The 14270-nt window shown below is 54.3% G+C and carries 14 protein-coding genes and 2 tRNA genes; 10 read left to right on the forward strand and 6 right to left on the reverse strand.

The window, feature by feature from the left end; all coding sequences use genetic code 11:
* The first annotated feature begins 204 nt into the window (after window positions 1-204).
* Both ACTJJA_RS20010 and sodB read left to right on the forward strand, forming a co-directional pair.
* Window positions 205-978 carry a C40 family peptidase gene (locus tag ACTJJA_RS20010; protein ID WP_089599800.1) on the forward strand — a complete coding sequence of 258 codons (774 nt, stop codon included), beginning with the start codon at window positions 205-207 and terminating at the stop codon, window positions 976-978.
* Between the two features lie 123 nt (window positions 979-1101).
* The gene (sodB, locus tag ACTJJA_RS20015) at window positions 1102-1683 is read left to right on the forward strand and encodes a superoxide dismutase [Fe] (protein WP_440669007.1); all 582 of its coding nucleotides are present in this window, start codon (window positions 1102-1104) and stop codon (window positions 1681-1683) included.
* Window positions 1684-1720: 37 nt separating this feature from the next.
* On the opposite strand, the gene ACTJJA_RS20020 is transcribed toward sodB, so the two are convergent.
* Entirely contained in the window at window positions 1721-2887 is a 1167-nt protein-coding gene (locus tag ACTJJA_RS20020) for an MFS transporter (protein ID WP_010430305.1), read from the reverse strand.
* Window positions 2888-3052: 165 nt separating this feature from the next.
* The gene (gene cydH, locus ACTJJA_RS20025; protein ID WP_042717882.1) at window positions 3053-3142 is read right to left on the reverse strand and encodes a cytochrome bd-I oxidase subunit CydH; all 90 of its coding nucleotides are present in this window, start codon (window positions 3140-3142) and stop codon (window positions 3053-3055) included.
* Between the two features lie 297 nt (window positions 3143-3439).
* Between cydH and purR the strand changes: the two genes are divergently transcribed.
* Entirely contained in the window at window positions 3440-4465 is a 1026-nt protein-coding gene (purR, locus tag ACTJJA_RS20030) for an HTH-type transcriptional repressor PurR (protein ID WP_010430302.1), read from the forward strand.
* A 16-nt stretch (window positions 4466-4481) separates the two neighbouring features.
* On the opposite strand, the gene punR is transcribed toward purR, so the two are convergent.
* Window positions 4482-5393: a DNA-binding transcriptional activator PunR gene (punR, locus tag ACTJJA_RS20035; RefSeq protein WP_421512116.1), complete on the reverse strand. Its 912-nt coding sequence runs from the start codon at window positions 5391-5393 to the stop codon at window positions 4482-4484.
* Between the two features lie 114 nt (window positions 5394-5507).
* On the opposite strand from punR, the gene punC reads away from it, so the two are divergent.
* The gene (gene punC / locus ACTJJA_RS20040; protein WP_174339409.1) at window positions 5508-6707 is read left to right on the forward strand and encodes a purine nucleoside transporter PunC; all 1200 of its coding nucleotides are present in this window, start codon (window positions 5508-5510) and stop codon (window positions 6705-6707) included.
* 298 nt (window positions 6708-7005) lie between these two features.
* Window positions 7006-8154, forward strand: coding sequence for a cyclopropane fatty acyl phospholipid synthase (cfa, locus tag ACTJJA_RS20045; RefSeq protein ID WP_440669008.1), 1149 nt, complete (start codon window positions 7006-7008; stop codon window positions 8152-8154).
* Between the two features lie 31 nt (window positions 8155-8185).
* Here the strand turns inward: cfa and ACTJJA_RS20050 are convergent, their stop codons facing one another.
* Window positions 8186-8827, reverse strand: coding sequence for a riboflavin synthase (locus tag ACTJJA_RS20050; RefSeq protein WP_010430291.1), 642 nt, complete (start codon window positions 8825-8827; stop codon window positions 8186-8188).
* A gap of 225 nt (window positions 8828-9052) precedes the next feature.
* On the opposite strand from ACTJJA_RS20050, the gene mdtK reads away from it, so the two are divergent.
* The 4 genes from mdtK to ACTJJA_RS20070 all read left to right on the forward strand — a co-directional run bounded on the left by mdtK (window position 9053) and on the right by ACTJJA_RS20070 (window position 12452).
* A complete protein-coding gene (gene mdtK, locus ACTJJA_RS20055; RefSeq protein ID WP_010430289.1) occupies window positions 9053-10426 on the forward strand; it encodes an MdtK family multidrug efflux MATE transporter in 1374 nt (457 codons plus the stop codon).
* Between the two features lie 153 nt (window positions 10427-10579).
* A tRNA-Val gene (locus tag ACTJJA_RS20060) sits at window positions 10580-10656 on the forward strand.
* A 4-nt stretch (window positions 10657-10660) separates the two neighbouring features.
* A tRNA-Val gene (locus ACTJJA_RS20065) sits at window positions 10661-10737 on the forward strand.
* A 119-nt stretch (window positions 10738-10856) separates the two neighbouring features.
* Entirely contained in the window at window positions 10857-12452 is a 1596-nt protein-coding gene (locus ACTJJA_RS20070; protein WP_440669009.1) for an FAD-NAD(P)-binding protein, read from the forward strand.
* Between the two features lie 28 nt (window positions 12453-12480).
* Here the strand turns inward: ACTJJA_RS20070 and ACTJJA_RS20075 are convergent, their stop codons facing one another.
* Together ACTJJA_RS20075 and ACTJJA_RS20080 are read right to left on the reverse strand one after the other, a co-directional pair.
* Complete coding sequence (locus ACTJJA_RS20075) at window positions 12481-13116, reverse strand: carbonic anhydrase (protein WP_010430283.1); 636 nt, start codon at window positions 13114-13116, stop codon at window positions 12481-12483.
* Between the two features lie 72 nt (window positions 13117-13188).
* Complete coding sequence (locus ACTJJA_RS20080) at window positions 13189-13971, reverse strand: MBL fold metallo-hydrolase (protein ID WP_440669010.1); 783 nt, start codon at window positions 13969-13971, stop codon at window positions 13189-13191.
* A 125-nt stretch (window positions 13972-14096) separates the two neighbouring features.
* Between ACTJJA_RS20080 and ACTJJA_RS20085 the strand changes: the two genes are divergently transcribed.
* Complete coding sequence (locus tag ACTJJA_RS20085) at window positions 14097-14237, forward strand: hypothetical protein (protein ID WP_010430278.1); 141 nt, start codon at window positions 14097-14099, stop codon at window positions 14235-14237.
* Window positions 14238-14270 lie beyond the last annotated feature (33 nt).

The raw sequence follows: 14270 nt of genomic DNA on the forward strand, positions 1-14270 counted from the left end.
TTATCCCTGTTTGCCGTACGGTTTTGCTTAGGGAGTGAACAATAGTGCGACAGAACGATGAATTTTTTTGCACTTGCTAACGAAACATGATTTTAGAATGAAAAATGCTATTAACTTCTCGGGTTTTTATGGATTAGAATCGACAGGCTTTGTAAATCATACGCGGGTATTATTGATGGCCTGCATTAATCAGGGGACTGCCCAGTGGCGCGGATAAATAAAATCTCGATCACGCTCTGTGCTTTACTGTTTACATCACTCACTTTCACGCCAGCGGCGAACGCCTCTGAACAGGCGCGGCATTCTGCTGTACAAAAATCGCATCTGGTTAAGTCCACAGAACGTAAGAAAAAAACCACCAGCAAGACCGTAAAGAAAAAAACACCCACACAGACCAAAAAGACCGCCTCCAGCAAGACGAAAACATCCCCAATCCACACCGCACATTCCAGCCGACGTAAAGCCTCGCAAACGGCCGCCAACCTCGTGACAGAAAAATGCACTACGCGTAAAGGTCACAAAGCGAAGTGCACGAAAGTCACGAAATTAGCCGAAGTGCATAAAGTCCGTATGCAGAAAGCGCAAAAAACGGCGATGAATAAACTAATGGGGCAAATAGGTAAACCATATCACTGGGGTGGCACTTCTCCGCGAACGGGTTTCGATTGCAGTGGCCTGGTGTATTACGCTTATAAAGACCTGGTGAAGTTCCGTATTCCGCGTACCGCTAATGAAATGTACCACCTGCGCGACGCCGCACCGGTCAATCGTGGTGAGCTGGAGAACGGTGACCTGGTGTTCTTCCGTACCCAGGGTCGCGGCACGGCTGACCATGTCGGGGTCTATGTCGGCAACGGAAAATTCATTCAGTCACCGCGTAGCGGCCAGGACATCCAGATTACCTCACTCAGTGAAGACTACTGGGTGCGTCATTACGTTGGCGCGCGCCGTGTGATGACGCCAAAAACCATCCGCTAACCCCTGCCCTGCCGCACGCGTGGCAGGGTAAGTTCCTCTTTTGCATACCCTTTCAATTTGCTATCCTTTCCCTGCTGTCTGTAGGGTTATTGACAACGTACAAATAAAATAAGGAGAGAAGCAATGTCGTTCGAATTACCTGCACTACCGTATGCAAAAGACGCCCTGGCGCCACACATTTCTGCGGAAACGCTTGAGTACCATTACGGCAAACATCATCAAACCTATGTCACCAATCTGAACAACCTCATTAAAGGTACCGATTTCGAAGGCAAAACGCTGGAAGAGATCGTCCGTAGCTCAGAGGGTGGGGTGTTTAACAATGCGGCTCAGGTGTGGAACCACACCTTCTACTGGCACTGCCTGGCGCCAAATGCCGGTGGTGAACCTGACGGTGAACTGGCGAGCGCCATTAACGCCGCTTTTGGCAGCTTCGCGGACTTCAAAGCGAAGTTTACCGATGCGGCCATCAAAAACTTCGGTTCCGGCTGGACGTGGCTGGTCAAAGAAGCGGATGGCAAGCTGGCTATCGTTTCCACCTCTAATGCGAGCACTCCGCTGACCACCAGCGCTAAACCGCTGATGACCGTAGACGTATGGGAACACGCTTACTACATTGATTACCGTAACGCGCGTCCTAACTATCTGGAGCACTTCTGGGCACTGGCTAACTGGGACTTTGTGGCGAAGAACTTCGCCGCGTAAGAGACACGCAGAAGGGTTCACCCTTCTGCGTTTTTGTTTATTCCGCCGCGCAGGCAGCTTCTGGCTGTTTACGACCGGACATCAGCACTAACAGCAGGCCGAGTGCGGCAATAATTGCCCCCATCACCGGCACAAAACTGTATCCTAAACCACCGGAAATCACCGCCCCGCCCGCTGCAGCCCCAAGCGCATTACCCAGGTTAAACGCACCGATATTCACGGAAGAAGAGAGACCTGGCGCTTCATGGGCGACACGCATCACCCGCATCTGAAGCGGTGGTACCACGGCAAAGGTGGCAGCGCCCCACACGACCATTGCGATAGCAGCACCCCATTCGTTGCGTGCCAGCCAAGGGATCGCAATCATGATGACAATCAGCAGGGTTAAAAAGCCTTTCAGCGTACCGCTCACGGAACGATCGGCCAGCTTCCCGCCAAGATAGTTACCAATAGAGAAGCCCACGCCTATCAGCACCAGCATCGCGGTAATAAAGATCGGCGTCGCGTGGGTAATATCGTGCAGCACCGGTGAAATATAGGTGTAGAGGGTAAACATCGCACCGGCCCCCAGCACCGTGGTCAGCAGTGCGGAAAGCACCTGAGGACGCATCAGCACCGACAGCTCTTTGCGCACGTCAGGACGTTCCCCGGCGCTCCCCTTCGGTAAGGAGAAGAACAGCGCCACCATCGCCACCACACCCAGCCCTGCTGTCGCCAGGAAAGACATTCGCCAGCCAATGACTTCACCCAGCCAGGTGGCCGCAGGCACACCGCCTATGTTGGCGATCGTCAGCCCCATAAACATGGTCGCCACCGCGCTGGCCTGCTTGTGCTTCGGAACCACGCTTGCCGCAACAACCGAGCCCAGACCGAAAAATGCGCCATGGTTCAGGCTGGTCAGAATACGCGACAGCATCAGAGTGGTGTAATCCGGCGCAATCGCGGAGAGCACGTTGCCCAGCGTAAAGATCGCCATCAAAAATATCAGCGCATTGCGACGCGCGCGGTGCGACAGCAGCAGCGTCATCAGCGGGGCCCCTACCATCACGCCGATGGCATAGGCGCTGATTAACATCCCGGCCGCAGGAATAGAGACGTCTACACCGCGTGCGATAACAGGCAGTAACCCCATTGGGGAGAATTCAGTGGTGCCAATCCCAAAGGCGCCAATCGCCAGGGCCAGCAGAGGAAAATTGATTTTCATGAGTCAACTCCGGATGCCGTGTCATCACGCGACACAGAACTAAGAAGTCAAAAGCATGACATCAATCACAAAATTTGAGAAGTTAACATTTTGGCAAAAGATTTTTGCCGGAGAGGTAACAATAGGAAGCAAATGAGGAGGGAGAGGACTCTCCCCCCGCGTAAATCAGTGCAGCGCAGCCGTCAAACCACCGGCAACAATCAATGCCAGCACGATAAAGGTGGTCACCAGCGAAAACTTCAGATCGGAACTCATCAATTTTTCTCCTTTTAATCACCCCACGAAAAGTGAGCTTGCTCATTTTTACACAGTTTACGTCAAAAATCTTCCTGGATTTAAACTGATATCCACTTTAGCTCTTCCCCTTTTCATCAAGATAGGACAAAATTCCACGCTAAATTTATTAGCGTACCGGCCATTGACCCCCTCCTGACGTCCTGTGTCGTTTTCCCGGCGTGTCGCAACTCAAGATTGCGTAATAAGGGTGAGAGAAGGCAAACGTTTACCTTCAAGTTTTTCAGGAGTTTAGGATATGGTCTGGAGTGACATTGAATGGCAACAATAAAAGACGTAGCAAAACGCGCAAACGTTTCCACTACAACCGTATCACATGTAATTAACAAAACCCGCTTCGTCGCGGAAGAGACGCGCAACGCCGTCTGGGCGGCGATCAAGGAGTTACATTACTCCCCAAGTGCGGTTGCGCGCAGCCTGAAGGTGAATCACACCAAGTCGATTGGCTTGCTGGCGACCAGCAGTGAAGCGGCCTATTTTGCCGAAATCATCGAAGCCGTTGAGAAAAACTGCTTCCAGAAAGGCTATACGCTGATTCTGGGCAACGCGTGGAACAGCATTGAGAAGCAGCGCGCCTACCTGTCGATGATGGCGCAAAAGCGCGTCGATGGCCTGCTGGTAATGTGTTCTGAGTACCCAGAGTCCGTACTTTCTATGCTGGAAGAGTACCGCCACATCCCGATGGTGGTGATGGACTGGGGCGAAGCGCGCGCGGACTTCACCGATTCCGTTATCGATAATGCCTTTGAAGGCGGCTATATGGCCGGTCGTTATCTGATCGAACGCGGTCACCGCGAGATTGGCGTGATCCCAGGTCCGCTGGAGCGCAACACCGGTGCGGGCCGTCTGGCCGGTTTTATGAAGGCAATGGAAGAGGCGCTCATCACCGTGCCGGAAAACTGGATCGTTCAAGGCGACTTTGAGCCGGAATCTGGTTACCGCGCAATGCAGCAGATTGTCTCCCAACCGCATCGCCCGACGGCTGTTTTCTGTGGCGGCGATATTATGGCGATGGGCGCACTCTGCGCCGCCGACGAACTGGGCCTGCGGGTGCCGCAGGATATTTCCGTGATCGGGTATGACAACGTGCGTAACGCGCGCTTCTTCACCCCGGCGCTGACCACCATTCACCAGCCAAAAGACTCGCTGGGCGAAACGGCTTTCAACATGCTGATGGACAGGATCGTCAACAAGCGTGAAGAATCCCAGTCGATTGAAGTTCACCCGCGCCTCATCGAGCGCCGCTCCGTGGCGGACGGTCCGTTCCGCGACTATCGCCGTTAATCGCTTACGGAGCCAGTTATGCTGGCTCCCGTAGCCACTCCCGATTCAACGTTTCACTGTCTCCCAGATAATCCAGAAGCCAGGCCATCGCAGGCGATACGTCGTTTTGCTGCCAGGTCAGACAGCAGGCCGCATCCGGGAACGGATTTTCCAGCGTCAGCGCTGTCCACTCTCCGGTATCGATGCGCGGACGCGCGAAGTGAACGGGCACCATCGCCACGCACAGCCCCGCAGAAAGACAGGTTGCCGACGATTCCCAGTCAGGGGCCACCACGCGGCGCTGGTTGTCCAGGAGCCAGGTGATGCGCTTGGGCAGCGAGCGCGAGGTATCTTCCAGCACCAGCGACGGCCAGTTGCGCAGCGTGTCATCGCTGAGAGGGCCTTCCATTGCCGCCAGCGGATGTTCGCTGGAGACAACGCAGGTCCAGCTCAGCATCCCCATATCGCGAAACGCATAGCGTCCCCCAACGGGGATCGCCTGCGTTGCACCAATCGCCATCTCCACCCTGCCATCCGCCAGCGCATCCCAGACGCCGTTGAACACCTCCTGGGAGACCCGCAGTTCGACATCAGAAAAATGACGATAGAAATCCACGATCATTTGCCGGGTCCGTTCCGGCTTAACGATATTATCCACCGCGATGGAGAGATGGCCTCGCCAGCCGTTAGCGATCTGCTGACACTGCTCGCGGGTGATCTGCATTTTTTTGATAACAGAACGCCCTTCCTTCAAAAACCACGCGCCTGCAGGCGTTAATTCCACGTCGCGATGACGCCGCTCGAACAGCGGAACCGCCAGCCACTCTTCCAGCTGACGCACGGTGTAACTGATCGCCGAGGGTACGCGGTGTAACTCCTGCGCGGCACCGGTGAAACTGCCGTTACGGGCAACAGCATCCACAACTTCAAGAGAATAATCTGACCACATGTTCTGCCTGCAAAAAATTTGAATGCACTCTGCAAATATTAGCGTTTCACAAGCCGCTTTGCACTCCCTACACTCTGCGCCAACGTACACCTGCCTCCTCAGGAGAATAAAACAATGCAACCCAGGAAAGGATTTTTAGTCTGGCTCGGCGGCTTAAGCGTGCTGGGCTTTTTAGCGACCGACATGTATCTGCCCGCATTTGCCGCGATGCAGGAAGATCTGCAAACCCCCGCAGCCGCTATCAGCGCCAGCCTGAGCCTGTTCCTCGCCGGTTTTGCCTTCGCACAACTCCTCTGGGGGCCACTCTCCGATCGCTTTGGTCGTAAACCGGTGCTGCTGCTGGGTCTGGCTATTTTTGCCGTGGGCTGCCTGGGCATGCTGTGGGTACGTGATGCCACCTGGCTGCTGGTACTGCGATTCATTCAGGCCGTTGGCGTCTGTGCTGCAGCGGTGACCTGGCAGGCGCTGGTGACCGATTATTATCCGGCATCCCGCACTAACCGAATTTTCGCCACCATTATGCCGCTGGTCGGTCTCTCGCCTGCCCTCGCACCGTTGCTCGGAAGCTGGATCCTGGCCCATTTCGACTGGCAGGCGATCTTCGCCACGCTCTTTGCCATCACGCTGGTACTGATGCTGCCTGCGTTTTTCCTCAAGCCTGCGCATAAAAAAGAGACGCATCCTGACGCGAAGCCGATTACCTTTGCCTCGCTACTGCGTTCAAAAGCGTATCGCGGCAACGTCCTGATTTACGCGGCCTGTTCCGCCAGTTTCTTCGCGTGGCTGACTGGCTCGCCGTTCATTCTGCACGATATGGGATACAGCCCGGCGGCAATCGGCCTGAGTTATGTTCCACAGACCATCGCTTTCCTGGTCGGCGGCTACGGCTGTCGTGCAGCGCTGCAGAAGTGGGAAGGCCAGCAAATGCTGCCCTGGCTACTGGTGCTGTTCGCGTTAAGCGTTTTCGGCACATGGGCCGTCGGGTTTATTCCGGGTACGGGCCTGACCGAAATTTTGATTCCGTTCTGCGTCATGGCGGTCGCTAACGGTGCTATTTACCCAATCGTGGTAGCGCAGGCGTTACGTCCGTTCCCACAGGCGACGGGACGCGCCGCCGCGCTGCAGAACACGTTACAGCTGGGTCTGTGCTTCCTGGCGAGTCTGGTGGTCTCTGCGTTGATTGCCACGCCGCTCCTGACCACCACCAGTGTGATGCTGGTGACCGTTGCGCTGGCTGCCCTTGGCTACCGTATGCAGTCTTCCGCTCAGCGCGAGCAGAATGCGCGTCAGAAGGTGGAAACGTCGCACGCATAATCGCGCCAGAAATTATGTTAAGACCTAGTGATTAGGTTGCTAAGAATTTTCTATTGAATCACCAAATTTTGAGGCCTATACTAAATTTGGTTCGATTAAATACGATAAATATTAAGTGTTAACGGGAGCCGGAGTGCTCCCGTTTTACCATGGAAGGCTTTTCGGCAAGGGTTATCTCCCTTCCTCTGTTCTACGTCGGATATTAGCCTCGCGGGCATTACCGTGAGATTTCTCACAAACCCAAAAAAGCGTCTACGCTGTTTTAAGGTTCTGATCACAGCAAGGTGATGGAGAAGCTATGAGTTCATCGTGTATAGAAGAAGTCAGCGTTCCGGACGATAACTGGTCCCGGATCGTCAGTGAACTGTTGGGACGTGCGGGCATCACGATTAATGGGTCTTCCCCCGCCGATCCGCAGGTCAAACATCCCGATTTTTTTAAACGCGTCTTGCAGGAGGGATCGTTAGGCCTGGGCGAAAGCTATATGGACGGCTGGTGGGAGTGTGAACGGCTGGACATGTTTTTCACCAGCGTATTGCGCGCCGGTCTTGAAAATCAGCTCCCTCGCCACTTCAAAGACACGCTGCGTATCGCCTCCGCTCGACTGTTCAATCTGCAAAGTAAAAAGCGGGCATGGATCGTCGGTAAAGAGCACTACGATCTCGGTAATGACCTGTTCAGCCGTATGCTTGATCCCTTAATGCAATATTCCTGCGGCTACTGGAAAAAGGCCACAACGCTTGAAGAGGCGCAGCAAGATAAACTGCGTCTAATCTGCGAGAAACTGCAGTTAAAACCGGGTATGCGCGTGCTGGATATCGGCTGCGGCTGGGGCGGTCTGGCCTGGTACATGGCGCAACACTACGGTGCCAGCGTTGTGGGCGTGACGATTTCAGCTGAGCAACAAAAAATGGCGCAGACACGTTGCCAGGAACTGGATGTCGATATTCGACTTCAGGACTACCGCGACCTGAACGAACAGTTCGACCGCATCGTTTCCGTTGGCATGTTCGAGCACGTGGGTCCGAAAAACTACAGAACCTATTTTGACGTTGCCGACCGAAACCTGAAGCCTGACGGTATTTTCCTGCTCCATACCATTGGTTCTAAGCGCACCGACAATAACGTGGACCCGTGGATCAATAAATACATCTTTCCGAATGGCTGTTTACCGTCCGTGCGCCAGATTGCTAACGCCAGCGAGCCCCACTTCATTGTGGAAGACTGGCATAACTTCGGCGCGGATTACGACACCACATTGATGGCATGGCACTCCCGTTTTCAGGAGGCCTGGCCTGAGATTGCAGACAACTATTCCGAACGGTTCAAACGCATGTTTAGCTATTATCTGAATGCCTGTGCGGGTGCGTTCCGTGCGCGGGATATTCAGCTCTGGCAGGTTGTTTTCAGTCGCGGCATTGAACACGGATTACGTGTCGCCCGCTAAAAAAATAACCCCGGATATCCGGGGTTATTTTTTATTCTTCCTCAACGGCTTTTATTATCGCCGCCTCTTTTGCCGCCAGGACGCGTTCAACGGTATCCACAACCGCCTGGGTTTGCGGATCGATTTCGATATTCACGCGATGCCCCAGTTTTTTTGCGCCCAGCGTTGTGCGCTGCAGCGTTTCGGGAATTAAATGCACGCAAAAGCGCGTCGGCGTCACTTCTCCGACCGTCAGACTAATCCCATCAATACCAATAAATCCTTTATACAGGATGTATTTCATTAATGCGGGATCCTGAACTTTAAACCAGATTTGACGGTTATTTTCCGAGGTCACAATTTTTGCGACCTCGGCGGTGGTCATGATGTGGCCCGACATCAGATGGCCGCCGATCTCGTCACTGAACTTCGCCGCGCGCTCAACGTTGACGGTATCCCCCACCACCAGTTCACCCAGGTTGGTGATACGCAGCGTCTCTTTCATTAAATCAAAGCTAATCTGGTTACCGTTAATTTCGGTCACCGTCAGGCAGCAGCCGTTATGTGCAATCGAGGCGCCGGTCTCTATGCCGTCGAGCATATATTCGGGCAGCTCAACCACGTGAGTGCGGAAATTGGGTTTTTCATCAATGGACACCACTTTGGCGGTGCCCTGCACAATACCAGTAAACATGCTTACAACTCCTGTTTTTTCCGGACGGTGGTGACACCGTTTAATCCCATCACAATAACAGTTGGAAAAACAGGTTGCCAGTGGAGCGCATTTTCTGGCGATTTTTTCACTAGATAAATAGTTAAAGCCCGCTACAATAGCTGGCACCCCCCTGCATTTTCTTCTTGCTGCCAGTTACGGCGGCTTTTTTAGTCTCTCAAATAACTACAAAATAAAGGTGTTCACGTGCAGAAGTACATGAATGAAGCGCGCCAGTTATTGGCACTGGCTATACCAGTGATCATCGCGCAAGTGGCCCAAACCGCAATGGGATTTGTGGATACGGTAATGGCAGGTGGCTACAGCGCCACCGATATGGCTGCCGTGGCAATCGGCACATCTATCTGGCTACCGGCCATCCTGTTTGGTCACGGTTTACTGCTCGCGCTCACGCCAGTTATCGCACAGCTGAACGGCTCGGGCCGCCGCGAGCGCATTGCCCACCAGGTTCGCCAGGGTTTTTGGCTGGCAGGGTTTGTCTCCGTGCTGATTATGGTGGTGCTCTGGAACGCCGGGCATATCATCCGCGCGATGCATAACATCGACCCGGCGCTGGCGGATAAAGCCGTGGGCTATCTGCGCGCCCTGCTCTGGGGCGCGCCTGGCTACCTCTTTTTCCAGGTCGCGCGTAACCAGTGTGAAGGTCTGGCAAAAACCAAGCCCGGTATGGTGATGGGCTTTATCGGTCTGCTGGTCAATATCCCGGTGAACTACATCTTTATTTACGGCCACTTCGGCATGCCGGAACTGGGCGGCGTCGGGTGCGGCGTGGCGACGGCAGCCGTTTACTGGGTGATGTTCTTCTCAATGATCACCTTTGTAAAACGCGCCCGTTCCATGCGCGATATTCGCAACGAGAAAAGATTTAGCACGCCGGACTGGAACATCATGACGCGCCTGGTGCAGTTAGGGCTGCCTATCGCGCTGGCGCTGTTCTTCGAAGTGACCCTGTTTGCCGTGGTCGCCCTGCTGGTCTCCCCGCTGGGCATTATTGATGTCGCGGGCCACCAGATTGCGCTGAACTTCAGTTCCCTGATGTTCGTCCTGCCGATGTCGCTGGCCGCGGCGGTGACGATCCGCGTAGGCTTCCGTCTGGGCCAGGGGTCAACGCTGGATGCGCAAACGGCCGCCCGGACCGGGCTGGGCGTCGGCGTCTGCATGGCCGTCTGTACGGCGCTCTTTACCGTTGCGTTACGCGAGCAGATTGCGCTGCTCTACAACGACAATCCGGAAGTCGTCACGCTGGCGTCGCACCTGATGCTGCTGGCCGCGATTTACCAAATTTCTGACTCCATCCAGGTGATTGGCAGCGGCGTGCTGCGCGGATATAAAGATACGCGTTCAATTTTCTTTATTACCTTCATCGCCTATTGGGTGTTGGGACTGCCGACAGGCTACATCCTGGCGCTTACCGATCTGGTGGTTGATCGCATGGGTCCGGCAGGGTTCTGGATGGGCTTTATCATCGGTCTGACCTCTGCGGCCATCATGATGATGCTGCGTATGCGTTTTCTGCAACGCCAGCCTTCCACGGTCATTTTGCAACGCGCCGCACGTTAAACAGGCAGTAGCCGCCAGCTGGCGGCTACTTTCTCTTCACTTTGCGCGGTAATGAAGCAATCGCGTGAATTCAGAGAGAAAAATGCGTTTTCCCTCTTGCCTCAACGATGCTGTGCCGCTAATATTCGTCCCCGTTGTCACCGACAACACGTTGCGTTCATAGCTCAGTTGGTTAGAGCACCACCTTGACATGGTGGGGGTCGTTGGTTCGAGTCCAATTGAACGCACCATTCTGCGTCCGTAGCTCAGTTGGTTAGAGCACCACCTTGACATGGTGGGGGTCGGTGGTTCGAGTCCACTCGGACGCACCATTTCAGTCCTGAAATGGTGCAAATCCTCTCTTTATGTTCTGAATTATCCCAATCTCCTGATTTCTTAATTATTCTCCTGCTACGCTTTTCTCATGACAAAAAAAGCAGGAAGAACGCCGATGAAGAAAATCGCGATTATTGGCTCCGGCCCAACAGGGATTTACACCTTTTACGCACTTCTTAAAAATCCGCAGCCGCTTTCGGTCTCCGTCTTTGAACAAGCTGAGGAAGCTGGCGTGGGTATGCCCTATAACGACGACGAAAACTCTCGTCTGATGCTGGCGAACATTGCAAGCATTGAAATCCCGCCCATTTTTATGACCTATCTCGACTGGCTTAAGGGCCAGAGCGAAGCCCATCTGGCGCGCTTTAAGGTTGATAAAGCCCGTTTGCATGACCGGCAGTTCCTGCCCCGGCTCCTGCTGGGTGAGTATTTCCGCGACAGCTTTCTCACGGTTGTAAAAGAGGCTAAAAAATTAGGATTCAAGGTCGAGATCCACAAATCCTCGGAAGTCACAGATATCGAGGTCAACTCAAACGCCATCACGCTTTCAGTTAACGGTGATGCGTTTGCCGAACGGTATGACCTTGCGGTTATCGCCACCGGTCACGTCTGGCCAGATGAAGATGAAGCCACGCGCACGTTCTTCCCAAGCCCGTGGTCAGGACTCATGGACGCCGAAATCCGCCCCTGCAAGGTGGGCATTATGGGAACGTCTTTGAGCGGTCTGGACGCGGCCATGGCGGTGGTGATGCAGCATGGTCAGTTTGTGGACGACGCGTTCATTCTGGATAAAGGAAGCGAGGCGCTAAAAATCGTCCTGATGTCCCGGACCGGCATTTTACCAGAGGCCGATTTTTACTGCCCGATCCCTTACGAGCCGCTGTCGGTACTGACCGAATTCGTGGTTCAAACCGAGATTGCCAAAGGAGCAGACGGCTTGCTGGACCGCATCTTCGCCCTGATGGTTAAAGAGCTTGAACTTGCCGACCCGGCGTGGTGCGAGGCCATATCGCTGAGGCAACAGGACGCAGACAGCCTTCGCGAGGCGTGGTTTGAAGAGCGTAAACAGCACGGTCCCTTTACCTGGGCGGAAGAGAATCTCAAAGAGGTCGAGCGAAACAAACGTGAACGGCGCACCGTGGCCTGGCGCTATACCGTACTTCGCCTGCACGAGATCGTTGCAGAAATCGTACCCGCCCTGAACGAAAAGGACAGAGCGCGGTTCAAAGCCGGGCTGGAGCGCGTGTTTATTGATAACTATGCCGCCATCCCCCCTCAGTCTATTCGCAGGCTGCTTGCCCTGCGCGAGGCGGGGATCATAAGCGTAGTGGCATTGGGTGAGGATTACACTCTGGATATCGGTAGTGCTCAAACGGTCATTACCACCAAAGAGCACCGCTACCGCTTCGACGTCTTTATTGATGCGCGCGGGCAGAAACCCCTCAAGACAAAAGATTTACCCTTCCCGTCCTTGCGTAAACTGCTACAAACGACAGGCGACGATATACCCGATGTTGGTGAAGATTACACGCTGCTGGCGCCCGATACGCTTCGCGGACGTATTGCCTTTGGTGCGATACCGTGGCTGATGCACGACCGCCCCTTTGTCCAGGGACTCGCAGAGTGCGCAGGGATTGGGGAAGCAATGGCAAAAGCGGCAAATAAACCTGCGTCGGTTACGCGCAAAAAGTTACCTTTTATGGATAACTGACAGGGCCTCCCTGCCCTCAACGGTCTGATTACTCGAAGAAAACCTCCGGGTTTTCAGACAGAGAGATAAAGGTTTTCGTCGCTTTATCCAGCGCGCGTATGTCGCCGCTTTCAATGTCGTACACCCAGCCGTGCAGTCGGATGGAATTATTACGCAGGCCCACCGCGACGGACGGGTGGGTCTTAATGTTGCTCAGCTGCGCAAACACGTTCTCCTGCACCATCGCATTCACTTTATCGATTGGCTGGTCCCAGGATTTCTTCTCCACCACGGCTTTCGCCGCATCAGAGTAGCGCAGCCAGTGGGAGACCGCAGGCATCGGCTCCAGGTTGGCATTGTCGGCAATCGCTTTCATCGCACCGCAGTTAGAGTGGCCACAGATCACGATATCGGTCACGCCCAGCGCGACAACCGCGTATTCGATAGTGGCGGAGACGCCGCCTGGCTCTGGCCCGAACGGCGGCACAATATTGCCAGCATTTCGAATGACAAAGAGTTGTCCTGGCTCTTGTTGCGTAACCAGTTCCGGCACCAGTCGGCTGTCGGAGCAGGAGATGAACAGCGCTTTGGGATTCTGGCTGGACGCTAAACTGCGGAAGAGCTCTTTACGTTGCGGGAAAATCTCTTTTTGAAAGCTGAGAAAACCTTCAATGATATGTTGCATAGCAATTTCTCTTTTATCTGTTGTAGTTTAGGTATGATCGCGATCACACTCGTAAAGTTTACCCACCGTGCTTTACTTCAGACAAGCAATATATTTTTGGCCCGACCGCTGCACAATATCGTCCGCGAAAGCCTGGATGTTCTGCCCCTCGAACGCGCCATACAGACGCTCAAATTTTCTGCCTTCAAGGCGATGGGTGACGGACGCAACAGTGTGGCCGGGTAGCGGAAGCATATTCGGATAGCTCCACATAAACGAAACGGCGTCTTTCCCCGGCGTGACCTGCAGAATATCCCCCGCCAGCAAAACCCCTTCGCCCTCCTGCCAGTGCAGCACCGTTCCGCCTGCAAAGTGGCCGCCGAGACGCAGTAACGTCACGGAGGGGACAATCTCCAGCGTTTCGCCTTGCCAGAAGTGAATGGCCGGACTGTCGCGCATGACCCACTCCCGATCGCTGGCATGGAGATACACCGGCGCGTCGAACGTCTCCGCCCAGTCCTGCATGGTGGTGTAATAGTGAGGGTGTGAAATGGCGATGGCACTGATACCCCCGAGGGCGGCGATCAGCGTTCGGGTTGCCGGGTCGAGGTTGGCGATGCAATCCCACAGAATATTGCCGTGTGGGGTGCGCAGCAGCAGTGCCCGTTGATTGATGGCAAAGGCGGGCACCGTTTTGATGCTAAAGAGCTGCGGTTCAAGCTGCTGCCATTTGTTGGTATGCGTGGCAGTGACGGTTTCAAGTTCGGTCCACGCCTGCCCGGTAACGGGAACATACTGGCGTTCATCCTCGCAGACAGGGCATCTGTCGGGTTGATACGCATACGAGGTCCCGCAGGCTTTACAGAGTATAATCATGTGCTTTCCTCAGTGACAACGCACTGAGTATGGCAGGGATTATCCTTATGTGCTGCGAGGTACATTCCTGGTTTTTTTTGCCCTATACTGTGCCAGTATCAAAAACTGAACATAGCAGGTGCCACATGGAAATTGATCTCGATAACCTGGTCTTTAACGGACTGGATGAAGCAGAAGAGCGTAACGCCGAACGTCTGGACGACGCAGACAAAAAAGCGCAGGCGATGGTTGCCGATGATGACTGCGGCGACGCCTGCAAGATCTGATTGCAAAGCACCGGTAAAGCCGGTGCTTTTTTT

It is taken from the genome of Enterobacter sp. 22452, assembly GCF_052045065.1.
Taxonomy (GTDB): domain Bacteria; phylum Pseudomonadota; class Gammaproteobacteria; order Enterobacterales; family Enterobacteriaceae; genus Enterobacter; species Enterobacter mori.

Bases quoted from the DNA above. Each gene is read 5' to 3' on its own strand.
- sodB (WP_440669007.1), top strand. From the start codon at position 1,102: ATGTCGTTCGAATTACCTGCACTACCGTATGCAAAAGACGCCCTGGCG.
- ACTJJA_RS20020 (WP_010430305.1), bottom strand. From the start codon at position 2,887: ATGAAAATCAATTTTCCTCTGCTGGCCCTGGCGATTGGCGCCTTTGGG.
- cydH (WP_042717882.1), bottom strand. From the start codon at position 3,142: ATGAGTTCCGATCTGAAGTTTTCGCTGGTGACCACCTTTATCGTGCTG.
- purR (WP_010430302.1), top strand. From the start codon at position 3,440: ATGGCAACAATAAAAGACGTAGCAAAACGCGCAAACGTTTCCACTACA.
- punR (WP_421512116.1), bottom strand. From the start codon at position 5,393: ATGTGGTCAGATTATTCTCTTGAAGTTGTGGATGCTGTTGCCCGTAAC.
- punC (WP_174339409.1), top strand. From the start codon at position 5,508: ATGCAACCCAGGAAAGGATTTTTAGTCTGGCTCGGCGGCTTAAGCGTG.
- cfa (WP_440669008.1), top strand. From the start codon at position 7,006: ATGAGTTCATCGTGTATAGAAGAAGTCAGCGTTCCGGACGATAACTGG.
- ACTJJA_RS20050 (WP_010430291.1), bottom strand. From the start codon at position 8,827: ATGTTTACTGGTATTGTGCAGGGCACCGCCAAAGTGGTGTCCATTGAT.
- ACTJJA_RS20070 (WP_440669009.1), top strand. From the start codon at position 10,857: ATGAAGAAAATCGCGATTATTGGCTCCGGCCCAACAGGGATTTACACC.
- ACTJJA_RS20075 (WP_010430283.1), bottom strand. From the start codon at position 13,116: ATGCAACATATCATTGAAGGTTTTCTCAGCTTTCAAAAAGAGATTTTC.
- ACTJJA_RS20080 (WP_440669010.1), bottom strand. From the start codon at position 13,971: ATGATTATACTCTGTAAAGCCTGCGGGACCTCGTATGCGTATCAACCC.
- ACTJJA_RS20085 (WP_010430278.1), top strand. From the start codon at position 14,097: ATGGAAATTGATCTCGATAACCTGGTCTTTAACGGACTGGATGAAGCA.